The following is a 23,545-nucleotide window of genomic DNA, read 5'->3' as shown; positions in this document are numbered from 1 at the left end:
AGGGTTTAACAACATCCTGAATTAGGTGTGCAGGAAGCATTATTCAACGCTGATAATTTTATTTTTTGCTTTTCGACAGGAATACCGCAAGCATCCTGAGCAAGACAAGCTGTTGTTTTACTTTTCAGTACGAATGTTTTTCCGTTGAAATCCAAATCATATTTCCCGATAGTATCAATTTGATATTCTACTTCAATTTCGGCATCTTCCATACCTAATTTTTCTTCGGATAGTTTGATGATATTTAATAGTTTGGTTGGCTTCAATCTATGTTCGTAATCGTCAGCATTCCATAATTGGAAATTGACAACTTTTTCATTGCGGATTACACCACCACAATCAATAAAAATTTTATTGATTTGCCCAACTTCGGTAACGTGGAAATGTTCGGGAACAAACGTTCCGTTCTCTAATTGAAATTCAACATGCTCTAATGTTGGTAAGATTTCTTTGATTTTTGATAGTTTCATAATTTCATTATTTAATTGTTATATTGCATTATTACGATTGATTTGGTTAAAATAAATGCTTAGCAACATTTATCAATACCTATATCGTCAACAAAGAAAGTATTGAGTTCCTTCTTAATCTGCTGCCAGACATTTTCATCAATGCAGTAGCATACACTGGTTCCCTCTATATTTCCTTTGATAATACCAATGTTTTTTAGTTCTTTCAAATGCTGCGAAATGGTAGCTTGTGCCAATCCCAATTCCTCTACCAAGTCATTACAAATACAGGCATTTTGTTTAATGATATATTGCAGGATAGCTATGCGTGCAGGATGAGCCAATGCCTTTAGCGAAGTTGCTAAACGGTTCTGCTGTTCCGTGTATATTTCAGTTTTTGTAACTCCCATTTTTATCAAAAATTATACATCGCAATATTACGATTAATATTTTAACTACCAAAATTGTTTAAAAAAATATTTAGTGAAGTTTACCCCTGTTGCACCAAATGTTGCAAATTCGGATCATTTTTTTTATCCGCTCTTTTTCATTTTCAATAATATTTACAATGTTTATTTTTATCTGGCGGTAATTCAGTAAAGATATCCTGTTGTTGATTTCCGGGCAATGATGGCGGTTGCTTTTAGGGTTGGTTTTGTTGGATGTCCTTTCAAAGCCACTTCGCTTTTTTGCAAAACGCAATTCCAAAGTCTAAAGTCCTACGTTTTTCCGAACAAAAAAGCTTTGAGGGGATGTCAGGTTCTCTTCCCTTTTTTAATTTGACGGAATGTATTGTGAACTCTGCTGTAGCTTTCCCTGCAAACTGTATAAAAAGGATTATACTAGTCATCAACCTGCATAAAATAAATACAGCTTTAAATTCATACCTGTGTAAATAAGATACAGATCATCATCATAAAATAGAATCATGCCGATCATCAAACCTGCGTAATACACATACAGCTGGAGTTCATACCTGCGTAAATCATATACAGGTCACCTGCTTAAGATAAGTACAGGTCAAAATCCTTACGATTTGATCTACAATACGATAGATAAATTATCACTTTGAAAGGATTTATTATTTACTTTCGTATGCTCAGACTTCACTTCCACACATTTCCAATAAAAACAATAAAAGAATCAAAACTGCTGATTATCAATACTATTAATCGTTTTTCAGAACTCCGAAAAATAAGCGGCTTTTTTTGAGCAAGATGTGTCTTTGTATATACAAACTTTTCAAGTTTGATATCCAAAGACGATCTTGCCTTTTTTGCAAAAAGGGGAAAAAACTGCGGAACTTGTTTTTTAGATTTGCCAGCTGAAATTTTTTAAGAATAGTATTTTCTTTTGAACCATAAACTCACCCTAACTAATAAAATTAAAACTGGTACTTCTACCAGTGGCCCAATCACACCAACAAATGCTTGTGAGGAATGAATTCCAAAAACAGCTATCGCTACAGCAATAGCTAACTCAAAATTATTTCCTGTTGCTGTAAATGCAATCGATGCATTTTTGTCGTAAGGCACTTTCAATGACTTACTAATGAAAAAGCTGATGAAGAATGTAAGAACAAAGTAAATTACCAATGGGATGGCAACTTTCACAACGTCCATTGGTAGCTCTAAAATTTTATCGCCCTTCAAACTGAACATCAGTACTATGGTAAACAGCAAAGCATACAATGTTAAAGTTGAAACAGCTGGAATGAATTTTCTATTGAACCATTCCTTTCCTTTTAATTTAATAATGAAGTAACGGCTCAAAAATCCTGTAATAAACGGAATTCCCAAATAAATGAATACACTTTCGGCAACATCTTGCATTGGTACCGCAATATTGAAATTTCCTAAACCAAGTTTTTGTGACAGTACATTAATAAAAAGCCAGACATAAAAGCTATAGAACGCCAATTGGAAAATACTGTTTAATGCGATTAGCAGAGCTGCATACTCTCTGTTACCTTTTGCCAGATCGTTCCAGACAATGACCATTGCAATGCATCTTGCCAGACCTATCAAGATTAGACCAATCATATAGTCTGGCTCATCTCGTAGAAAAATAATTGCCAAAACGAACATTAAAATAGGGCTGATAATCCAATTCAGTAGCAATGATACTGACATTACTTTTTTGTCTTTAAAAGCCATTGGTAATAGACTGTAATCCACTTTTGCCAAAGGTGGATACATCATTAAAATCAAGCCTATTGCTAAAGGAATATTAGTTGTTCCTATAGATAAAGAATTTGTGACAGTAGAAATATCAGGAAAGAAATATCCCAAGCCAACACCCAAAAGCATTGCTAAAAAAATCCATAGGGTAAGAAAGCGGTCGAGGAATTTTAGTTTTGGTTGCATCAATTAATTTTTAATCATAGAAAATACATAGAACATTTCACTTGCTATCTCTAAGCTTCGCTGTGCATAAACCTGTGATTGCTCTGGTGTGTTGTCTGAAAGTTTAGGATCTTCGTATGTAATGGGAATTCTTTTTTCTGCGCCTGCAATGAAGGGACAACCTCCGTCTGCCTGCGAACAAGTCATAATTGCTGCAAATTCGGAGATAGGATTGAATGGACTGTCGTATTTCTTTGAAAAACCAATGATAGGTAAAGCATTCTCACTGTACTTTATAGCAAATACAGGATTATCATTGTCTGAAATTCTGAAAATAGTTAAGCCCTGATTTATCAGTGTCTCCGAAACTTTTGGAAATAATGCAGTTTCTTCTGTACCTCCAGAAAAACAGTTTACTTCAGGAATATTAAAATATTTTGATGCTACCTGTGCCCAGATCTGCGCTAAATGGCTTCTGCGTGAATTGTGGGTACAGATGAAATTGATATTGATGTCCTTCTTATCATCTACTTTTTGCTGAATAAAATCTATCAGAGGTTTCAATGTGGTTTTACGTTCTTCATTGATTTTTTTTGTCGCTATTTTTTCTATAGTTTTTGCTAATGCTGAATACATAATGTTTAGTTGATTCCAGTAATTTTACTTCTTCGTTCCATCAATACAGTGTCTTTCCAAACCCCATTCTTTCTTCCAATTTTTTCCCTATAGCCGACGATCCTGAAACCACATTTCTCGTGTAATCTTATGCTATTTTGGTTTTCTGCAAATATCCCGGATTGTAAAGTCCATATTTCATTTGACTCACTTTGTTTAATCAATTCATTCAACAACATTTCACCAATCCCTTTTCCTCTTGCAATTGTTGCTACATAAACACTTACTTCAGCTACGCCCGAATAAACACATCTGCTGGAGACAGGAGATAATGCAGCCCAAGCAAACATTTCGTTATTTTCATAAATACTGATCCTGCAAAAATTAAGGTGTCCTTTATCCCAATCTTCCCATATTGGCGAATCATTTTGAAAAGTGGCAATGTTGGTTGCTAATCTCTGACCATAGATCTCCACCAACTCTGGAAAATTTTCTTTGGTAATCGGCTTTATTTCCATAGCAACTGAATTAGCAACATCCGTCACCTGGTGTGCAAGAATTGTTTTGATTAACATTAAGTTCGGATAAGTTTTTCTTTTCTTTTTCTGATGCAATTCCACAAGCGTCCTGTGCTAAACAAGCTGTGGTCTTATTTTTTAGAATAAATGTTTTCCCATTGAATTCTAGATCATATTTTCCAATCGTATCACTTTGATATTCAACTTCAATATCAAAATCCTCGATTCCTAATTTATCTTCAGAAAGTTTGATAATGTTGAGTAATTTGTTAGGCTTCAAACGATGTTCAAAATCGTCTGCATTCCAAAGCTGAAAATTCACAACCTTCTCTGAACGGATCACACCGCCACAATCAATAAAGTTTTTATTAATCATACCTACTTCCGTAACGTGAAAATGTTCCGGAACGAAAACTCCATTTTCTAATTGGAATTCAACATTTTCTAATGTTGGCAAAATTTGTTTGACTTCTGATAATTTCATAATTAAATCTATATAGGTTAAATGCAATATTGCGATATATTAAGGTTAAAAAAACGCTTAGCAGCATTTTGATTTGGTAACCGTTTGTACTATTGCGGAAAAATAAGTGTTGAGAATTTCGATGGTCTTTTCGTCTATACAATAGCAGATAGCGTTTCCGGAAATGTTACCTTTTATGATCCCGGCATTTTTCAGTTCTTTCAAATGCTGAGAGACGGTCGGTTGAGCTAAAGGCAATTCGTTCACGATATCTCCACAGATACATTCATTGACTTTCATCAGATACTCAATAATCGCTATTCGCGCAGGATGCCCTACTGCTTTTGCAATAGTTGCAATTTGATTTTGTTGATCTGTAAAATGTTCTGTCTTAGTAGCTCCCATAATTTTGTTATTAAATATTGCAATATTACGATTTATACTAAATATAAAAAATAATTTATCTTTTTTCTTCAATCACGTGTAAGATAGTTTTTACTAAAAGTAAAACATAAATAAAAATTTTATACTTTTGTAAAGTGAAAATTTTGAGACTTCTATTAACATTTTATTTCGTAGCACTGCTTATCATTCCTTGCAGTGATGTTGAAACGCAGCGTGTTGTAGGTCATCATAGTGAGATTTCCATAAGTTCCGAGAATTCCCAGCCGGGTAGTAATGATGGTACTTGTTCTCCTTTTTGCATGTGCAACTGTAGCCATGTAAGTGTTATTGCCTTTAAGGTAGAACCTTTGCTGGAAATTCCTTTGCAGGTTCAATTCTATTTTTCCAAAAAAATTCTTTTTCATAAGAATAACATTGCCTATCAGGTTTATGACCATATCTGGCAACCCCCTAAGATTTAATTTTTTTTGATAGTTTTAAAGATTTTGCCGTAAAGCAGTGTCTTTAATGGTTAAGACTTCTGTACTTTTTACAGGAGTTTGTGGCTGCTTTGAATTCGTAAGCAATTTCAATAAAATTAAAATTAAATGTTAGATAAAATCATAAAATTTAGCATCAACAACAAGATCGTCATAGGAATAATGACCTTGTTACTGATACTATGGGGTGTATGGAGCGCAAACCGATTGCCCATTGATGCTGTGCCCGATATCACCAACAATCAAGTGCAGATCATAACTGTCTGTCCAACACTTGCGGGTCAGGAAGTGGAACAGCTGGTCACTTTCCCCATTGAGCAAAGCATCGCCAATATACCAGATATTGAAGAGACTCGAAGTATCTCAAGATTCGGCCTTTCTGTTATTACCGTGGTATTTAAAGAAGATGTCGATATATATTTTGCACGCCAGCTGATCAGTGAAAAATTAAAAGAAGCTTCAGAAGAAATTCCAAAAGGTGTTGGCACACCAGAACTTGCACCTGTGAGTACTGGCTTAGGAGATGTATATCAGTATATTCTGCATCCGAAGAAAGGAAGTGAAAAAAAATATTCATCTAAGGAGCTGAGAACTATGCAGGACTGGATCGTCAGAAGACAACTGAACGGAACGCCGGGAGTTGCGGAGGTCAACAGTTTTGGAGGGGAACTGAAACAGTATGAAGTGGCTGTCGATCCCAATCGGCTCCGAGCAATGGGGATCAGCATCACAGACCTTTTTACTGCATTGGAGAAAAACAATCAGAACACAGGAGGTGCTTTCATAGACAAAAAGCCGAATGCCTATTTTATCCGTGGCATAGGTGTCGTAACTTCTCTTGAGGATATTAAAAATATAGCAGTCAAGAATGACAAAGGAAATGTCCCTATTTTCATTAAAGATGTAGCTGATGTTCGTATTGGAAGTGCAGTTCGTTACGGAGCCATGACATACAATGGTAATGTAGATGCTGTTGGTGGCATTGTAATGATGCTAAAAGGTTCGAACAGCAGTGAAGTTGTAAATCTCATCAAAGATAAAATTCCTACTATTCAAAAATCTTTGCCAGACGATATTGTAATAGAACCTTTTCTTGATAGGACAAACCTTGTTGGCAGAGCAATCAGTACAGTTGAAAAGAATCTTATTGAAGGAGCACTCATCGTGATTTTTGTATTGGTTGTATTCTTAGGGAATTTAAGAGCAGGATTGATCGTTGCCTCAGCAATCCCATTATCACTCCTTTTTGCATTAGGAATGATGAATGTTTTTGGGGTCAGTGCCAATTTAATGAGTTTAGGCGCAATAGATTTTGGGTTAATCGTTGATGGTGCCGTGATTATCGTGGAAGCGACACTCCATCATTTAGGACTTAGAAAATCTACGCAGAAACTGACGCAGTCTGAGATGAATGAAGAAGTTTTTCTTTCCGCCTCGAAAATCAGAAATAGTGCGGCATTTGGCGAGATCATCATTCTGATCGTTTACATTCCTATTTTAACTTTGGTCGGTGTTGAAGGGAAAATGTTTACACCGATGGCAAAAACAGTAGGGTTTGCTATTTTGGGAGCTTTGATCTTATCTCTGACCTATATCCCGATGATGAGCGCATTGTTTTTATCAAAAAAAATATCACAAAAGGAGACTTTTTCAGATAAGCTGATGAATAAACTTCAGGGTATCTATCAACCATTACTAAAAAGAGCTATCAAAATCAAGGGTATAATTGTTTCCGTTACGGTACTTTTATTTGCAGTGAGCCTATTTATATTCAGTCGAATGGGTGGCGAATTTATCCCACAGTTACAGGAAGGCGATTTTGCTTTTCATTGCATCTTGCCTCAGGGAAGCTCCCTGTCGCAAAGCATTGAGACTTCAATGCAGGCTTCCAGAATTATCAAGAAATTTGATGAGGTAAAAATGGTGGTGGGAAAAACAGGGGCTGCCGAAGTACCTACCGACCCAATGCCTTTTGAAGCTACAGATCTGATCATTGTTTTAAAGCCACAAAATGAATGGAAAAGTGATAAATCTTATGATGAATTAGCGGACGAAATTTCAGAACAACTAGAATTGATTCCCGGTGTATTTTTCGAGAAAAACCAGCCGATACAGATGCGCTTTAATGAACTGATGACGGGAATTCGCCAGGATGTGGCCGTGAAAATTTTCGGTGAAAATTTGGATTCTCTCGCTATTTATGCGGATAAAGTTGGAAAAGTAATTCAGACTATTGACGGAACAACAGCGCCTCAGATTGAGCGTATCAGCGGACTTCCACAGATCAATGTGGAGTATGACCGCACAAGAATGGCAAATTACGGACTAAATATTGAGGATGTCAATAATACTTTAAGCACTGCATTTGCGGGTAAAGCCGCAGGTCAGGTTTTTGAAAACGAAAGACGGTTTGATCTGGTGATTCGTTTGGACAGCCTGCACAGAGCTAATATTGATGATGTCAATAATCTGATGATATCCACCAATACAGGAAACCAAATCCCACTTTCTCAAGTGGCTAATATCGGCTATAAACTCGGCCCGGCACAGATCAGCCGTGAAGAAGGGAAACGAAGAATAGTTGTAGGTTTTAATGTCAAAGGTCGGGATGTAGAAAGTGTTGTCGATGACATTCAAAGCAGACTTGAACAACAAATAAAGCTGCCATCGGGATATTATTTCACTTATGGCGGACAGTTTGAGAATCTGCAGGATGCGAGCAAGAGATTGCTGATTGCTGTTCCGGTTTCTTTACTCCTGATATTTTTCTTGTTATACTTCACCTTCCGCTCATTTAAGCAGGCTGCATTAATTTTTACTGCGATACCGATGAGTGCCATCGGCGGGATCTTCGCCTTATTGATCAGAGATATGCCATTCAGTATCAGTGCCGGAATAGGTTTTATCGCATTGTTTGGCGTTGCTGTTCTCAACGGAATTGTCCTCATAGGAACATTTAATCAGCTGGAAAAAGATGGCGAAACAAATCTTATGAAACGTGTCGTAGAAGGTACTAAAACTAGACTTCGGCCAGTTCTGATGACCGCAACAGTGGCTTCATTAGGATTTCTTCCAATGGCAATTTCAACAGGAGCCGGAGCAGAAGTTCAGAAACCTTTGGCAACGGTGGTAATAGGTGGCTTGATCACTGCGACGTTTCTGACGCTATTTGTTCTACCGATTCTTTACATCATTTTCAACAGTAACTTCAGAATTAAAAATATGAAGATGAAATCTTTGACAACAATTATCGTGTTAGGATTTCTACTTGTCGGACAAACATTGAATGCTCAAACAACAAAAACACTTTCTGTGGAACAGGCTACAGAAATGGCATTGAGCAATAGTTATTCAATAAAAACGAAAGATTTGGATATTAAAGTTTCCGAGGCCTTGAAACCGACCGCTAATGAACTGCCAAAAATGAATTTCAATGCACAGTTAGGTCAATACAACAGTCCGAAGTTCGACCAGTCGTTTTCCATTTCGCAGAGCATACCATTTCCGACTCTGTTCAAAGCCAGAAAAGACCTGATTGCAGAAGAGATTAAAGCTAAACAGATCAGTAAAGACATCACCGTCAACGAAGTTGCACGGCAGGTCAGAACTTATTTTTACCAGATTGAATATCTGCACTACAACCAGACCAAACTGATGAAGCTCGACAGCCTTTATCAGGATTTTATCAGGATAGCCACTGTCAGATTCAATGCAGGTGACATCAAAAAAATTGAAATCAGTACAGCAGAAACTCAGAAAGGGGAGATCGGTCTATTGCTAAATCAGAATAAAATTTATCTTGATAATGCATACAAAAATCTGAAAGCACTATTAAATACAGACAATGATATAAAGGTTTTGTTTAAAGAAAATTATGAGCCGATGAAAGCGGAGTATGTTCTGGACAGCACTACAATTGCCAATCATCCAACCGTCAAAGCATTCTACCAGGAAATGGAAATTGCCGAGAAAAATAAAAACGTAGAGCGATCGCAGGGCTTACCTGAGTTCAGTTTGGGTTACACGAACCAGTCAATCATAGGTTTTCATACACTCAATGGGCAGGAAAAGTATTTTGATGCAGGAAACCGATTTCACATTGCCAATGTTGGGATTTCAATTCCTTTGACTTTTGGAGCGACGAAAGCGAGAATCCAGTCTTTGGATTATCAGAGGCAAATGGCAGAATCGAACGCAAAACTCCAGCAAAAACAATTGACGGTTCAACTTGAGAATGCCTTAGACCAATACAAGCAGGATGTACAGCAATATGAATATTATGTAAGTCAGGCTATTCCAAATGCAGAAAAAATCGTAAAAGCAGGTCAGCTCGGTTACAAAACCGGAGAAATCTCCTACGTCGAATATCTTTTCGCTCTGCAGACTGCAACCAATATTCAGCTTAAGTATCTGGAATCCATTCAACAAGTCAATCAGTCTGTAATCATCATTAACTCTTTAATCAATAAATAATATGAAAAAAAATATCATCTATACTGCTTTCGTTTTTGTTATTCTTATGAGCTGTGGAAAGAAAGAGGCCAACACAGAATCGGAAAGCGAAATCAAAACTGAGCAGGCAGAAGAACGCGGTGATGAGGTTCCCCAGACCATAGCAAGCCTGTCTGAAGAACAGATTAAAGCGGTTGGCATCAATCTAGGAAAGATTGAGATGAAGGAATTGACTTCTACCATCAAAGCCAATGGAGCACTTAGAGTTCCGAACAATAATAAAGCGACCGTCACATCAATGTATGGTGGGATTATTAAAACTTTGAATGTACAGATCGGGGATTTTGTAAGAAGAGGACAGGTAATTGCCTCCATTTCAAATCCGGAATACATTCAGTTGCAAGAGCAATACCTGACCGTGAAAAGCAGGATTGCATTTGCAGAACAGGAATACAGGAGACAAAAGGAATTATTTGATAATGATGCCGGCGCAAAGAAGAACCTTCAGAGTTCAGATGCTGAACTGAAAACCCTGAGAACACAAAGATCATCTTTGCAGAGACAGCTTCAGATTATGGGCATCAATCCCGCCTATGTCAACAATGGAAATCTGCGATCGGGTTTAGTTATCACATCACCAATCAGTGGAACGATCAGTACTATTTCTGCACAAATTGGAAGTTATGTTGACATCTCATCACCCGTTGCGGAAATTATAGATAATGGTTCCCTACATCTTGATTTGCAGGTTTTTGAAAAGGATCTGCCAAAAATGAAAGTGGGGCAAATCGTTCATTTTAAATTAACAAATAATCCTGAAACCGAGTACGATGCCAAAATCTACAGCATTGGTTCATCCTTTGAAAACGACAGCAAAACAATCTCGGTTCACTGTTCTGTAACAGGAAACAAATCCGGATTGATCGACGGAATGAATATCACAGGAATCGTAAGTCTCGATAAAAGTACCACGCCGGCGGTTCCCAATGAAGCCATTGTAGAAGCGGACAGCAAATATTTCATTTTTATCAAAACAGACAAAAAGGCTGAAGAGCATCAAGAAGAGGGAGAAGGAGAACATTTAAATGAAAAGAAAATATCTAAGAAAGCAGAAAAAATGGCTAATTTCGAAAAGATAGAAGTTGTAAAAGGTTCTTCTGATATGGGTTACACGGCGATTACAGCTATCAATGAGATTCCGGCAAATGCTGAAATAGTAGTAAAAGGCGCATTTTTTGTCAATGCTAAGCTAAGTAATTCAGGTGAACACGAAGATTAAATTTTTAAAATAACTGTAATGGAACACAAACATATTTACGACGAGGAAGGAAACCAGCTTTGTTGTACAGCGCAGGAAGGCAAAATTTACAAAGACGCAGGTGCCAAAAAATTGCTTGATAATGGTAGCTGCTGCTCTACAGAGAATAATAAATCTGAAACGCAAAATGAAGATGATGGGCGCGGCCATAACGATGGGGAGAAAAATACATTTCAAATGTTTTTGCCAGCAATTATTTCTCTGGTTATACTTTTGATAGGGATCGTACTGGATAACTTTTTTCCGCAGGAGTGGTTTAAAGGCTGGGTAAGGATCGTATGGTATGCGGTGGCTTATTTGCCTGTCGGTTTACCTGTTTTAAAAGAAGCGTATGAAAGCATCGCCAAAGGTGACGTGTTTTCGGAATTTTTTCTAATGGGCATTGCTACTATAGGCGCATTTGCAATCGGTGAATATCCGGAAGGGGTTGCTGTTATGTTATTCTACAGTGTAGGAGAAGTTTTCCAGACACTTGCTGTTTCGAGGGCGAAGAATAATATCAAGGCGTTGTTGGATCAGCGTCCTGATGAAGTGACCGTTCTCGAAGGTAATCAACCAAAAACCATCCCTGCCAAACAGGCGAAAATTGGGGATATTGTACAGCTAAGATCAGGAGAGAAGCTGGCTCTGGACGGAGAGTTGGTAAGTGAATCCGCATCGTTCAATACCGCTGCATTAACTGGTGAGAGTAAGCCTGATACCAAAAACAAAGGTGAGAGCGTGCTTGCCGGAATGATCAATCTACAGACTATTGCTCAGGTAAAAGTTACAACTGCTTACGAAGACAGTAAGTTGAGCAAAATTTTAGAATTGGTACAAAATGCGACGGCTCAGAAGGCACCTACCGAACTTTTTATCCGAAAATTCGCAAGGATTTATACACCCATTGTCGTCGGACTCGCAGTACTGATATGCCTACTACCATATCTGTTCGTGGAAAATTATGTTTTCCGTGACTGGCTTTACAGAGCATTAGTGTTCTTAGTTATCTCCTGTCCTTGCGCTTTGGTTATTAGCATTCCTCTAGGTTATTTCGGCGGAATTGGCGCAGCTTCAAAGAACGGTATACTGTTTAAAGGAAGTAATTTTTTAGACATTATCGCCAATATTAAAAATGTGGTAATGGACAAGACCGGAACAATGACCGAGGGCGTCTTTAAAGTTCAGGAAGTTACTTTAAAATCTGAATTTAATAAAGATGAAATTCTGAAGATGGTAAATGCTTTAGAAAGCAAAAGTACCCATCCGGTCGCTACGGCAATCCATCAATATGTCGGCGAAATCGACCATTCTATACAATTAGAAAATACAGCAGAAATTGCTGGGCACGGATTGAAAGCCAGTATCAAAGGAAAAGATCTGCTTGTGGGAAATTTTAAATTGATGGATAAGTTCAATATCAAATATGATCTTGACCCTACGCATATCGTTTATACAATAATTGCAATCGCTTATGGCGGAAAATTTGCAGGCTATCTTACTATTGCAGACAGTATAAAAGCAGATGCACAGCTGAGCGTTGATAAACTTAAAGCTTTAGGTGTAAAAACCACGATGTTAAGCGGAGACAAGAGCACCGTAGTACAATTTGTTGCCGATCAACTGGGAATCAATAATGCCTTCGGTGACCTGCTACCGGAAGATAAGGTCAACAAAGTAAAAGAGATCAAATCACAAAATGAAACAGTTGCCTTTGTGGGAGACGGCGTCAATGATGCTCCTGTTGTTGCCTTGAGCGACGTAGGTATTGCAATGGGCGGATTGGGAAGTGATGCAACCATCGAGACTGCAGATGTAGTCATCCAGGATGATAAGCCAAGCAAAATACCGATGGCAATCAATATCGGAAAGCAAACCAGGAAGATCGTTTGGCAAAACATTTTCCTAGCTTTTGCTGTAAAAGCGATTGTATTGGTTTTGGGAGCTGGTGGATTAGCAACAATGTGGGAAGCCGTTTTTGCAGACGTAGGCGTTGCTTTATTAGCTATATTAAATGCTGTTAGAATTCAGAAAATGAAATTTAAGTAAATATTTTCTTAGAAATTATATCAAGAGATTCGATGTAACTGCAAGTAAAATTGTAAGTTGCAAAAATATTTTTTACGAGTACAAAGGACGTTAGATTAAAACTAACGTCCTTTCGCTTTAGTTATTAATCATTGTTTGTGGAATCCTTTATTTAATTTGCTTAACTATTTTATTTTCTATTAGTTCCATACTTCCAAACCTAAGTAATTTATCGTTTTATAAAGAATTATTAAATTACTAACATAAAGGAAGAACATTTCATCAACATTTTTTAGATTGTTCTTATTTTGAGCGAATATTCCAGATTAATCTTTTTTAGTCTTTTTTAATCTTCGCTATTTTCCAAACTAATCCAGATTATTCTTATTTAGCCCAAACCCTTTGAATACTATTGTTTTAGAAGGTTTTAACTCCCAATTTTGTCACAGAATTTTTAATCAAATACTAATGAAAAAATTGAGTCATCTTCTACCAGCATTAATAGTAGTATCAATCCAAGGTCAGGTCGGCATCAATACCCAAAATCCGGAAGCGACTTTAGAAGTGGTAGGAAAACCAAATGATGTCAATCATTTTGACGGAATTATTCCTCCACGAATTACAGGAAACCAACTCGCTGCAAAGACCTATTCATCTTCAAAAAAAGGAACTGTCGTCTTTGTAACATCTCCGGCTACCAATTTATCAGGACAAGTCATTCAAATAAGTGAACCCGGATTATATTATTTTGATGGTAATTTGTGGCAAACATTTTCAAAAGAAAAGCAACCCACTGAATATAGAATTCTATTGACGTTTGACCATACCAGCACTACAGCTCTTACTGCAACTTCTACCTGGTCCGCTCCGGTTAATTATAATGGAAATACAAATAATTATTTAACCGCTTCTAAATACAATACGATTGGAACCAAAAATTATGGAGGCTTAAAAGGATCCGTATCATTCAGAAAAGTTAATGGTATCGTCAATGTAAAATTTCAAATATTCAGGTCGACTGATTCAGAACCAATTACTTCAGACGCACTTATACATATCCCGGATATCTTTAGTGACATAGGGTATATTCCTAACCAGATTGTTTTTTTACATCCTGAGAATTCAACAATGCTTATTCCAGCCTTGCTTGAAAATTTTACCATAAAAATTCCTCAAGCTTCTTTAGGCGCAATATCAACATCATATTATACTTATGGAGAAGTTCAGGGCTACTCAAATTGGATCAGACCCTATCTACAATAGGATGCTAAAATTATAGCAATTAATACAAATTAAAAACATTTAATACGATTCTTAAGACAAAATGAATTTTAATCAAAAAATAAAATGAAAACACTAATTTATTTTTTTCTGCCTTTCATCGCAATATCAATTCAGGGACAGATTGGTATTAACACCCAAACTCCGGAGGCTACTTTAGAAGTTGTGGGAAAACCAAATGACACCAATCATTATGACGGGATTATTCCTCCACGGATTACAGGAAACCAACTCGCAGCAAAAACATATTCATCTGCAAAAAAAGGAGCTGTCGTGTTTGTAACATCTCCAGCTACTAATTTATCCGGTCAGGTCATTCATATCACAAAGTCCGGGTTGTATTATTTTGACGGTGATCTATGGAAGTCATTTATACAAGAAGACCCTCTAGATACAGTTGCACTCAAGGGCAACACTTCTACGGTTGAACTTATTGTCAAGAACAGTCTGCATCTTAATTTTGATGAGAAAGAAAATTACATACTGGGAAATTCCAGAAGTCCAATTACCGGTGACTACAATTCTATTTTTGCAACCGACTCTAATATAACCTCTGGAAAAGGAAACTCAGCCAGTGCTTATGCAATGTCTCAGGGTGAAGTTACAGGCAAACTTAATTATGCTGCAGGAGTTTCTGCTTTGAATGGCATAGCAAACGGCGTAATCTCCGGCAGTAGAAATATTGGAATTGGTCCAGGAGCTATGTCATATATCACATCGGGAAATGATAACATATCTATTGGATATCTGTCAGGAACGGGAAACCGAACAGGGTCTAACAATATTTTCATTGGCATTGGCGCTGGTAGCCCGGCCACAGGAAACAGAAGCGTAAGTAATAAACTAGCTATACATTCAACCCCCGTCACAACAAGTTCAACCAGCTTTTGGGATAGTATCACGAACAATTATACGGATTACAAATTTGCTTTGATTTCGGGGGATTTTTCTGAGAGATGGTTAAATATCAATGGCAAGCTCAGCGTAATACCTTCCCAAATGCCCAATGCAGACGGAGATTCATCCTATACAAAAAAAGTGGTTGCCAAAGCTGATGGATCATTTGGTTTTGCAACAGAAACGGTTCCTAACGCTCCATCTACCGGAACATATATTCTGAAAAGTGTGAACGGCGTAACAAGTTGGGTAACGCCATAATCATAAAACTATGAAAAACTTTTTTAAATCCTTCTTGCTAATAATTATCCTTTCGCTAACATCTTGTAGAGCTATTATTTCGAATCCGGGCAAACCATTAAAAGATAATTCTTTAGAAATAAATCATAAATATGAAGTTCAGGATTTTACTGCAAAAATCCACAAAATAAAAATCACATCAATTGATAATAATAGTATTTATGGCATTTCCAAGAAAGGAGAGACTATCTCAATCGATAAAAAACAAATCAGGGAAGTGAAAAAAGTAAAGGTCGTGAGTTCCATTGTTGTGGGCATTCTGGCAATTGCGGCGGTCATCTTTGTTCCAATATAGAAAACAACATTTATAAAATCAGATTTGAATTTGAAAGATGAATATTGATGAGCAAAAAGATGAAGTTATTTTTTTCAGAATTAAGAGTGAAAAGAAGAAAGATTGGAGAAAAATCTGTTCCAATAAACAAATTTCCCTGACTAGTCTAATCATCAATTCTGTAGAGAATAGAATGATGGATGACGAGAGACGAAAAGTATTGGCGTTCATTGAAAAACAGGATAACATCTTCGGAAAAATTGAAAATAATATCAATCAAGTTGCAAAAATAGCAAATGGTCAGAAGTTTATCAGCGAAAGTCAACTCAGCAATTTTTCGGATAAGTTATCAGAAATCGTAATTCTGAAAAAAGAACAGAACGAAATATTTACAAAAATCTATGCAAAGCTATCAAGATGATTGTTAAGATAATGGATCCGGCAGGTCCCAGTTTTCCAGGAGTTCATTATAACGATAAGAAAATTGACAAAGGAACCGGAGAATTAATGCTGATGAAAAATTTTCCTTCCTTCATTAACGAATCAAGCAGCAAGGAAGAAGTAAGAAACTATTTGAGAGCTATTTCGATTGGGAACAAAAAAGTATTAAAGCCTCAATTCCACGCGATGATCTCTACGAAATTTCAAGGACATTCGAAGGAAGAGCTGACTAAGATCGCTGAGAATTTTATGGATGAAATGAAATATGGCGAACAGCCTTTCATCGTGGTTTTTCATAAGGATACAGATAATAATCACGTACACATTGTTTCAACCCGGGTTGATAAACAGACAGGGAAAAAGATCAGTGACAGTTATGAAAGGTTTAAAGCCCAAAAAGCATTAAGCTTTACAATGGAAAAGTTGTATGGTAAGAAACCGGAAGAAGAACTGGAAAAACTGCTGAACTACAAAATAAGTTCATTCAATCAGTTGGAAATTTTACTCAGCAGAAATGGTTACAAGATAGGCAAAAACACAAATGATGAAAATTCTTTTAACATTTTAAAAAACGGGGTGATACAGAAGACAGTTTCAGGAAACCAGATTGTTTTTGATAACAGCAAAAATGAAAAAATGCCTAAGCAGATCAAAGCCATATTAAGCAAATACAAAGAATTGTATTCCAACAAGGTTTTTAAAGTGGAGGATAATAGAAAAAATGAAGCAGTGCTTTCAAAAGAGAGAACTATTGACGGAGGAAATGATTCAAAAATGAAGATTGCCTTTGAAAGCGAGCTCCAAAAAAAGCTGAAAGATGTTTTCGGGATCGATATGGTTTTTCATCACGAAGAAGATAAAAATCCTTTCGGCTACACCGTAATCGACCATAAAACACAAAAAGTATATAAAGGTAGTGATCTACTGAAAATGAATGAAGTGTTTGTATTTACTTCTGACAAGCTGGATAAGAAGACTTTTGAAATACTCAAGGATTATAATATTCGCAGCCAGGAATCAAAAAAGATCCTGCTTCAATTTTTTAATAAGAATAAACCGGAAACAGAGATCAAGGACTTTATGCTTTTTAAAAACCGGGGTAAAAAGGATATGGAAACCTATCGAAAAGTCCACTTTGAAGTAAAGGATTTTATTAGAAATAACAAAAACACAAATGATGAAAAAAAAGATATTTCTATAACGACTGCAGAAGACGGAAAGCTTTATGCTGTTCATACCAGATTTCATTACGTGGGTGAGCTTCAACCGTTAATCGGAGAAAAGGAATATCAAAAATTTCTGAATCCCATAAGAGTAAATGAAGTGCAGACAGAAAACCGGACTGAAAATAATGAAAAAACAGAATTAAACAAAGCCGTCAACGCACTGCTTTTTGAGTTGATGAAAAGTTCGGGAACTGCAAAAGATCCTGCCGAAAATGAACTCAAAAAAAGACGCAAAAAGAGACGATAAAGTTGATGGAAAAATCATCTTCAGTCCAATAAAAATCAACTAAAACCTATGATCATCACATTTGCTACCCAAAAAGGAGGAACCGGAAAAACGACATTAGCCATCGCTTTTGCCAATTACATTTCCGCACTTTCAGATAGGAAACTCAATGTTTTCGATTTTGATTATCAGAAGTCATTCTATCACAAATGGAAAGAAGATGAGCTGTTGGACATTCCAAAATTGTACGATGTAGAAATTATTGGCGAGGAAGAAAAACAACCTTTTTCAGACTTTGAAACTCTCATTAATTTAAAAGAAAGCGATGAGATCAACCTCTTTGATTTGGCCGGAACATTAGATGCGAAATATAGCGATCTGCTTATTTACAGCGATTTTATCGTAACACCTTTTGAATATTCCGATGTTTCTGTAAAATCGACTTTGGTCTTCATCAATATGCTGGGACTACTGGAAAGTGAGGCCGAAAGAATATTTATTCGTTCCAAATATGATAAAGGTTACAAGTATCTGAATCAGGAAGCAATGGACATTGAGCTCGCAAAATATGGAATGCTGCTGCCAAGTCCGGTATTCAAAAGAAACTGCCTACAAACTATTAATACCAGAAGCCTCATAAGCAAACAAAAATATGCAGTAGAACATACATTCGATGAACTTATAAAATACATCAATGAAAGCTCAAAAATCAAGATACAAGTAATTAAAAAGAAGGAAAAAATCAAAGATTCAATACCAACATAAAACAACGATTGACTGACAACTAAATCAATAAAAAATGATAAAAATCTCACTTACCATTCTGGCTGTTTATCTGATGTATTATGCAGGTAACATTGTATACGATCTGTTTCTGAAGAAAGAAAAAAAAAGTTATAAACAAGAGACTAAGGAATTTTCCTTGTCCGAAATTTCCGAACAGTACGAAGATCTTACTAAAAATGTAGGGATTGAAGATGTAGAAAATCTCAACACTCCCAAATCCTTTAATAAAAATCCAATCCATTCTGATATCACTGGAGGAAATGAAGAAAGACAAGATCTTGAGTATTTGAGGGAACAATTTGAATCTGAACAAGATCTGGATGAATTCGACAATCCATCAAAAAAGGATTTTACCGAAATTGAAAACCAACCTTATCCTGAAAATGCTGAATCAAGCGAAGAGTATTTTGACCAAAAGGAAAAAATATCAACAGAAAAGGAAAATCAGAAACCTAACGAAGTTATTAGCGAAAACCCAATCACGGTTAGTGCAGACCAGGAAACTTCGAGAATAAAAGATTGGAAGGCGATGCTGAATCTTTCTGAAACCTTGGTTCAAATGGTTGCGAACTACGACGGATACAAAGTTTATCAATCCATTATGTAGTTAGCCAACTTAACCAAAATCTAACGTACTGATTATTAGACTTAACAGCGGATTTCCATCCGTTGTCCGGGACTCCTATGCCCAAAATTTAACACTCAATTGATTATTAACCCTTTATAAATTTTTTGAATTATGATGAAAAATTATTTCACAAAAAACGTGACAACAAAAAAAGTTCTAACTCTAGCCTTGGCAATTATGGCAATAACCCCCGCATTTGCACAAGGAGGAGCAACAGCGATCTCGAATGCAGCAAGTGATATTACAGATTATTGGGACCCCGTGAAGCTGATCTTGAAAGCAGTAGGAGGATTGGTCGGTTTTATTGGAGGTCTTCGGGTTTATAACAAATGGACGAATGGTGACCAGGACGTCAACAAAGAGATCCTTGGTTATGGAGGAGCAATGATCTTCTTGATTGTAGTTCCGGAATTCGTAACCGCATTCTTTGCCTAGTATGGGATTCTACCTTTATAAGGGGCTGAAAAAGCCCCTTGTATTCTTCGGGCTTAAAGGAAAATACATCTTTTACGCAGTCGGTGTCATCGGAGGCGGGGTCATTTCAGCATTGGTGCTCTCGAAGTTCGGTCTCTTAGGCTCTTTACTTGGTCTTGCAGTCACCGCAGGCGGGGTTTATCTCATTTTCAAAAGACAGGACAAATATGGTTTGTATGACAAAACCAAAAACTTCGATCATATCTTAATTTTTCCAAAAAGGTTAGACAGTAATAAACTTTTAAAGAATGGCAAAAACAAAAAAACAGGCATTTAGCATTCCATTTATCGGATATGATTATGGAAAGGATTTCAATTGGGATTTTGATGTTCTTTTCGGACAATACGGGAATCCCATTATTGGCATCAAGATTAAAAATATTGTTGAGCAATATTCAGCAGACCCGGATAGCTATCTCAATTTCCACACGGTTTTAAATCAGGTTGTATCGATTATTGGAGAAGGAAGAATTGTTCAGAAGCTCGATATTTTTTCTAAAAAAAGATACACCGCTGAACAATCAAACCAATTTCTACAACAAAAATATTCGGAACATTTTGACGGCAGGCTTTTCAAGACCATTGAAACGGTTCTGTTCTTTACCGATATTATTGATGATAAGCTGAAAAAGAAAAGAAAGCATTACAATTTCTCTGAAAAAAGCTATAAAGAGCTACGGGACAAATGCCAGAAAGTATTGATGCTTTTGAAACAGAATAATTGCGAACCTGAGTTTTTATTTGAGAGAGATTTTGAGTACTACATTTCGGGAGTTTTGTCGATGCAGTTTACCGAATCTCCAACATTTGATAATATCAAAAGCACCAACGAATTTCTGCAGATTGGAAACAGGTTTGTAAAAAACATCTCCTACGTGGATGTAGAAAATATTGATTTGCCTTCAGAAATTGAGCCTTATTCTGTTCTCGGCGGTAACGGTGCAGCAGCTGAGACAGCAGTTGATAATTTTAGTTTTATCAATGAACTGGAAGACTACGAAACGATTGTCTATAACCAGATCATTACGATTCCGCTTCAGGCACAACAGCAAAGGGAGCTGGATAAAAAAAAGAAAAAGCACGAAGGAGCAGCCAACAATTCTCCGTCCAACGCGATCATAGCAGATGAAATTCAGACACTGCTTCATAATATTGCCATTGATGGACAGCTCGTTGTGAATGCCCATTTTTCAATCTTATTTTCCGCAGAAACATTGGAGAAAATGGAAAATATTCAGTCAATGATTGAAAATAAACTGTTCACAAAAGGAATCATCGTTTCCAAAAATGCCTACAACCAATTGGAACTTTGGCGATCAGCAATTCCTGGAAATGGAACAGAACTCAGGGAGTATGATCTATTTATGACGACAAGCGAAGCGGCCTTGTGTTTTTTTTTTAAAGAAAGTTACCCCGTCAATGAAGAATCCAATTTCTACATGAGATTTACGGACAGACAAGGCGTTCCGCTGAAAGTAGATCCTTCGGATTTACCGATGAAAACGGGAAGAATAAACAACAGGAACAAATTTGTATTAGGACCTTCCGGTTCGGGGAAATCATTCCTGATGAACAATATTATCGAGCAGTATTTGACCTACAATTATGATGTGGTCATTGTCGATACAGGAGATTCTTATTCAGGAACCTGCAAATACAAAGGAGGAAGATACATCCAATACACCGAAGAAAGACCAATCACGATGAATCCTTTTCTGATGGATAAGAAAGAATTTAATATCGAAAAAATAGAATTTTTAACCAACCTGATTTTCCTTATCTGGCAAGGTCCGGATTCTTCAATGTCATCAACACTAAAATCCGTTTTAGATAATGTTTTGATGTCTTATTACCATCAATATTTTAACTCAGGAACAGAGTGGTATGAAAATAAAACTTCTGAAGAACTCATTCTCTATCTGGGTAAATACAACATTCACGAAGACGATCTTTTTTCTGAATATGAAAACGAAACCAAAGGACAGCATACTTACTATGATATTTTGGGAATTACTTTCGATGCCAGTTCCGATGAAATAAAGGAAGCGGGAAGAAAATTATTGAAATTTTATCATCCTGACAAGAACATCAATAATCCGGAATATGAAAGCGAAAACTTCTATAAAGTGTATGAAGCGTATGACACGCTGAACGATGAAGAAAGAAGGAAAATATACAATGAAACGCAGTTGATTTTAATCAAGTCGAATGACATCATCAGGCAATCCAGATCAGCAGAAGAATGGAATGAATCCTTTAGAAAAGCCATTATCAGAAAAATAAAAGAACTGGAAGAAAAGCTGGTTGTAACAGAACTTTCCTTCAATGGGTTTTATGATTATTGCGATCAATTTCTTCCTATTTACCTGAATAATAAAAAACATAATATTATAGAGAAAGAGTTTAATCTGCGCACCTTTTTATTTGTACTGAAAGATTTTTACAAAGGCGGAAGGTACGGAACAACGCTCAATGAAAGTGCAGATAATACGCTGTTCGACGAATCTTTCATCGTTTTTGAAATTGATAATGTTAAGGATAATCCGAAACTGTTTCCGATTGTCACGCTCATTATTATGGACACCTTTATTCAGAAAATGAGGTTAAGAAAAGACCGCAGAAAAGCACTCATCATCGAAGAAGCGTGGAAGGCAATTGCGAGTAAACTGATGGGAGGCTACATTCTTTATTTATACAAAACGGTGAGGAAATTTTGGGGAGAAGCGGTGGTGGTAACGCAGGAATTGGATGATATTATTGGCAATGCGGTGGTCAAAGATTCAATTATCAATAATTCGGACACTTTTATATTGCTTGACCAGACGAAGTTCAAAGACAACTTTGATAAAATAGCTTCATTGCTATCACTCAATAAAGTAGAGCAAAACAAGATTTTTACCATCAACAATCTCAACAACAAATTCGGGAGAAGCCGATTTAAAGAATTCTATTTAAAGAGAGGTTCAAAAGGAGAAGTCTATGGAAATGAGGTTTCATTGGAGCAATATCTCACCTATACCACAGAAAAACCGGAGAAATCAGCAGTGGAGTATTATGTTCACCGTTACGGTGACTATGATGAAGCACTACGCAAAATAGTTGGTGATCTCAAAACCTTCGGAGACAGTCTGGAAAACTTAGTGTCACTCGTGAACTTATATCAAAATCCATTGGATGATAAAATCAATTCTTTCTACAGAATGATGAAAAAAGAACACATAGGGAAGAATGTTTTCAAGACTATCACACAGGAATTAGAAGACCAGAATATCAGTTTTTCAGAATTAATAAATAAACAACGATATGAAAAAATTTAGCATTTTATTTTTAGGTTTTGGAAATTTCCTCTATTCACAAAACACTTACATCGACCCCACAGTAACGGCGGCAATGATTCTCTATTCTGAAAATCTAAAAGCCAAACAAAACGAAGTCATTGAGGAAACTTCAAAGTTAAAAGATGCACAAACCTGGGTCGGAACACAGATGGTGGCAGCTAATGACATTCAGAATAAAATTCTGAGGGGTTTAAAAGAGGTTTCCGGCACTTTACAAAATGGAATCCAAGCACAGGAGATCTACTCAGAACTCAATAAATGCTATAATTATTCCTCACAAGTAGTACAATTGGCATCAGAACATCCGGAATATGCCATTTTTGGAGTTAAGGCTTCACAAAAAACCTATGAGCAAAGTTTAAAGATTGTGACCGATGTTTCTGACATTCTCGCCTCCGGACAGCTGAATCTGGCTACTGCCGGAGATCGATATAAAATTCTGCATAATATTTCCGGTAATGTCAAAAATCTGAAGCTTTGGCTTTTGGCGATAAAATTACGACTGGAAAAAGCAAACCGATTAGGATTCTGGAATTCTATTAATCCATTTGCAGGGTATATCAACACCGACAAAGGTATTGTTGAAAACATAATGAACAGGTATAAACGGAATTTTTAAATTT

General features: G+C 36.6%; 22 protein-coding genes. 15 read left to right on the top strand and 7 right to left on the bottom strand.

The features are described 5' to 3' along the window. Positions 1-5: 5 nt before the first annotated feature. The 7 genes from EG344_RS05295 to EG344_RS05265 form a co-directional block, all read right to left on the bottom strand. Positions 6-470, bottom strand: coding sequence for a DUF6428 family protein (locus tag EG344_RS05295; RefSeq protein ID WP_028122608.1), 465 nt, complete (start codon positions 468-470; stop codon positions 6-8). A gap of 59 nt (positions 471-529) precedes the next feature. Further along, the gene (locus EG344_RS05290) at positions 530-859 is read right to left on the bottom strand and encodes an ArsR/SmtB family transcription factor (RefSeq protein ID WP_028122609.1); all 330 of its coding nucleotides are present in this window, start codon (positions 857-859) and stop codon (positions 530-532) included. A 924-nt stretch (positions 860-1,783) separates the two neighbouring features. Next, entirely contained in the window at positions 1,784-2,815 is a 1,032-nt protein-coding gene (arsB, locus tag EG344_RS05285) for an ACR3 family arsenite efflux transporter (protein ID WP_123908633.1), read from the bottom strand. A gap of 3 nt (positions 2,816-2,818) precedes the next feature. Further along, positions 2,819-3,430, bottom strand: a complete 612-nt coding sequence (locus EG344_RS05280) for a protein-tyrosine-phosphatase (RefSeq protein ID WP_123908632.1) — start codon at positions 3,428-3,430, stop codon at positions 2,819-2,821. A 5-nt stretch (positions 3,431-3,435) separates the two neighbouring features. Then, positions 3,436-3,927 carry a GNAT family N-acetyltransferase gene (locus EG344_RS05275; RefSeq protein WP_123911760.1) on the bottom strand — a complete coding sequence of 164 codons (492 nt, stop codon included), beginning with the start codon at positions 3,925-3,927 and terminating at the stop codon, positions 3,436-3,438. A 10-nt stretch (positions 3,928-3,937) separates the two neighbouring features. Continuing rightward, positions 3,938-4,411, bottom strand: a complete 474-nt coding sequence (locus EG344_RS05270; protein WP_123908631.1) for a DUF6428 family protein — start codon at positions 4,409-4,411, stop codon at positions 3,938-3,940. Positions 4,412-4,468: 57 nt separating this feature from the next. Continuing rightward, positions 4,469-4,795 (bottom strand): ArsR/SmtB family transcription factor, encoded by a 327-nt coding sequence (locus EG344_RS05265; RefSeq protein WP_123908630.1) that lies wholly within the window; start codon positions 4,793-4,795, stop codon positions 4,469-4,471. A gap of 134 nt (positions 4,796-4,929) precedes the next feature. On the opposite strand from EG344_RS05265, the gene EG344_RS24430 reads away from it, so the two are divergent. From EG344_RS24430 to EG344_RS05190, 15 genes are all read left to right on the top strand, one after another. Further along, on the top strand, positions 4,930-5,256 hold the full coding sequence (locus tag EG344_RS24430) for a DUF6660 family protein (protein WP_123908629.1): 327 nt from the start codon (positions 4,930-4,932) through the stop codon (positions 5,254-5,256). A 126-nt stretch (positions 5,257-5,382) separates the two neighbouring features. Beyond that, positions 5,383-9,747 carry a CusA/CzcA family heavy metal efflux RND transporter gene (locus tag EG344_RS05255; RefSeq protein WP_123908628.1) on the top strand — a complete coding sequence of 1,455 codons (4,365 nt, stop codon included), beginning with the start codon at positions 5,383-5,385 and terminating at the stop codon, positions 9,745-9,747. 1 nt (position 9,748) lies between these two features. Further along, positions 9,749-11,005, top strand: coding sequence for an efflux RND transporter periplasmic adaptor subunit (locus tag EG344_RS05250; protein ID WP_123908627.1), 1,257 nt, complete (start codon positions 9,749-9,751; stop codon positions 11,003-11,005). An 18-nt stretch (positions 11,006-11,023) separates the two neighbouring features. Continuing rightward, the gene (locus EG344_RS05245; RefSeq protein WP_123908626.1) at positions 11,024-13,072 is read left to right on the top strand and encodes a heavy metal translocating P-type ATPase; all 2,049 of its coding nucleotides are present in this window, start codon (positions 11,024-11,026) and stop codon (positions 13,070-13,072) included. A 447-nt stretch (positions 13,073-13,519) separates the two neighbouring features. Next, positions 13,520-14,314, top strand: a complete 795-nt coding sequence (locus EG344_RS24130; protein ID WP_185145592.1) for a hypothetical protein — start codon at positions 13,520-13,522, stop codon at positions 14,312-14,314. Between the two features lie 84 nt (positions 14,315-14,398). After that, positions 14,399-15,490 (top strand): hypothetical protein, encoded by a 1,092-nt coding sequence (locus EG344_RS05235; protein WP_123908625.1) that lies wholly within the window; start codon positions 14,399-14,401, stop codon positions 15,488-15,490. Positions 15,491-15,500: 10 nt separating this feature from the next. Next, entirely contained in the window at positions 15,501-15,824 is a 324-nt protein-coding gene (locus EG344_RS05230) for a bacteriophage spanin2 family protein (RefSeq protein ID WP_116037051.1), read from the top strand. Positions 15,825-15,861: 37 nt separating this feature from the next. Continuing rightward, on the top strand, positions 15,862-16,224 hold the full coding sequence (locus EG344_RS05225; RefSeq protein ID WP_123908624.1) for a hypothetical protein: 363 nt from the start codon (positions 15,862-15,864) through the stop codon (positions 16,222-16,224). Further along, complete coding sequence (locus tag EG344_RS05220) at positions 16,221-17,717, top strand: relaxase/mobilization nuclease domain-containing protein (RefSeq protein WP_123908623.1); 1,497 nt, start codon at positions 16,221-16,223, stop codon at positions 17,715-17,717. The genes EG344_RS05225 and EG344_RS05220 overlap by 4 nt, the downstream gene beginning before the upstream one ends. Positions 17,718-17,765: 48 nt before the next feature. Then, positions 17,766-18,461 carry a ParA family protein gene (locus EG344_RS05215; RefSeq protein ID WP_123908622.1) on the top strand — a complete coding sequence of 232 codons (696 nt, stop codon included), beginning with the start codon at positions 17,766-17,768 and terminating at the stop codon, positions 18,459-18,461. 34 nt (positions 18,462-18,495) lie between these two features. Beyond that, positions 18,496-19,089, top strand: coding sequence for a hypothetical protein (locus EG344_RS05210; protein WP_123908621.1), 594 nt, complete (start codon positions 18,496-18,498; stop codon positions 19,087-19,089). 135 nt (positions 19,090-19,224) lie between these two features. Next, positions 19,225-19,545: a DUF4134 domain-containing protein gene (locus EG344_RS05205; protein ID WP_379883807.1), complete on the top strand. Its 321-nt coding sequence runs from the start codon at positions 19,225-19,227 to the stop codon at positions 19,543-19,545. A 1-nt stretch (position 19,546) separates the two neighbouring features. Continuing rightward, positions 19,547-19,861, top strand: coding sequence for a DUF4133 domain-containing protein (locus tag EG344_RS05200; protein WP_123908620.1), 315 nt, complete (start codon positions 19,547-19,549; stop codon positions 19,859-19,861). Next, positions 19,833-22,901, top strand: coding sequence for a TraG family conjugative transposon ATPase (locus EG344_RS05195; RefSeq protein WP_123908619.1), 3,069 nt, complete (start codon positions 19,833-19,835; stop codon positions 22,899-22,901). The genes EG344_RS05200 and EG344_RS05195 overlap by 29 nt, the downstream gene beginning before the upstream one ends. Further along, positions 22,888-23,541, top strand: coding sequence for a hypothetical protein (locus EG344_RS05190; protein WP_123908618.1), 654 nt, complete (start codon positions 22,888-22,890; stop codon positions 23,539-23,541). Before EG344_RS05195 ends, EG344_RS05190 begins: the two co-directional genes overlap by 14 nt. Positions 23,542-23,545 lie beyond the last annotated feature (4 nt).

This window comes from Chryseobacterium sp. G0162, from assembly GCF_003815715.1.
Classification (GTDB): domain Bacteria; phylum Bacteroidota; class Bacteroidia; order Flavobacteriales; family Weeksellaceae; genus Chryseobacterium.
The sequence above is the reverse complement of the archived record's forward strand: the minus strand, read 5'-3'. Positions and strand labels throughout refer to the sequence as shown.

Bases quoted from the DNA above. Each gene is read 5' to 3' on its own strand.
- EG344_RS05295 (WP_028122608.1), bottom strand. From the start codon at position 470: ATGAAACTATCAAAAATCAAAGAAATCTTACCAACATTAGAGCATGTT.
- EG344_RS05290 (WP_028122609.1), bottom strand. From the start codon at position 859: ATGGGAGTTACAAAAACTGAAATATACACGGAACAGCAGAACCGTTTA.
- arsB (WP_123908633.1), bottom strand. From the start codon at position 2,815: ATGCAACCAAAACTAAAATTCCTCGACCGCTTTCTTACCCTATGGATT.
- EG344_RS05280 (WP_123908632.1), bottom strand. From the start codon at position 3,430: ATGTATTCAGCATTAGCAAAAACTATAGAAAAAATAGCGACAAAAAAA.
- EG344_RS05275 (WP_123911760.1), bottom strand. From the start codon at position 3,927: ATGGAAATAAAGCCGATTACCAAAGAAAATTTTCCAGAGTTGGTGGAG.
- EG344_RS05270 (WP_123908631.1), bottom strand. From the start codon at position 4,411: ATGAAATTATCAGAAGTCAAACAAATTTTGCCAACATTAGAAAATGTT.
- EG344_RS05265 (WP_123908630.1), bottom strand. From the start codon at position 4,795: ATGGGAGCTACTAAGACAGAACATTTTACAGATCAACAAAATCAAATT.
- EG344_RS05255 (WP_123908628.1), top strand. From the start codon at position 5,383: ATGTTAGATAAAATCATAAAATTTAGCATCAACAACAAGATCGTCATA.
- EG344_RS05250 (WP_123908627.1), top strand. From the start codon at position 9,749: ATGAAAAAAAATATCATCTATACTGCTTTCGTTTTTGTTATTCTTATG.
- EG344_RS05245 (WP_123908626.1), top strand. From the start codon at position 11,024: ATGGAACACAAACATATTTACGACGAGGAAGGAAACCAGCTTTGTTGT.
- EG344_RS24130 (WP_185145592.1), top strand. From the start codon at position 13,520: ATGAAAAAATTGAGTCATCTTCTACCAGCATTAATAGTAGTATCAATC.
- EG344_RS05235 (WP_123908625.1), top strand. From the start codon at position 14,399: ATGAAAACACTAATTTATTTTTTTCTGCCTTTCATCGCAATATCAATT.
- EG344_RS05230 (WP_116037051.1), top strand. From the start codon at position 15,501: ATGAAAAACTTTTTTAAATCCTTCTTGCTAATAATTATCCTTTCGCTA.
- EG344_RS05225 (WP_123908624.1), top strand. From the start codon at position 15,862: ATGAATATTGATGAGCAAAAAGATGAAGTTATTTTTTTCAGAATTAAG.
- EG344_RS05220 (WP_123908623.1), top strand. From the start codon at position 16,221: ATGATTGTTAAGATAATGGATCCGGCAGGTCCCAGTTTTCCAGGAGTT.
- EG344_RS05215 (WP_123908622.1), top strand. From the start codon at position 17,766: ATGATCATCACATTTGCTACCCAAAAAGGAGGAACCGGAAAAACGACA.
- EG344_RS05210 (WP_123908621.1), top strand. From the start codon at position 18,496: ATGATAAAAATCTCACTTACCATTCTGGCTGTTTATCTGATGTATTAT.
- EG344_RS05205 (WP_379883807.1), top strand. From the start codon at position 19,225: ATGAAAAATTATTTCACAAAAAACGTGACAACAAAAAAAGTTCTAACT.
- EG344_RS05200 (WP_123908620.1), top strand. From the start codon at position 19,547: ATGGGATTCTACCTTTATAAGGGGCTGAAAAAGCCCCTTGTATTCTTC.
- EG344_RS05195 (WP_123908619.1), top strand. From the start codon at position 19,833: ATGGCAAAAACAAAAAAACAGGCATTTAGCATTCCATTTATCGGATAT.
- EG344_RS05190 (WP_123908618.1), top strand. From the start codon at position 22,888: ATGAAAAAATTTAGCATTTTATTTTTAGGTTTTGGAAATTTCCTCTAT.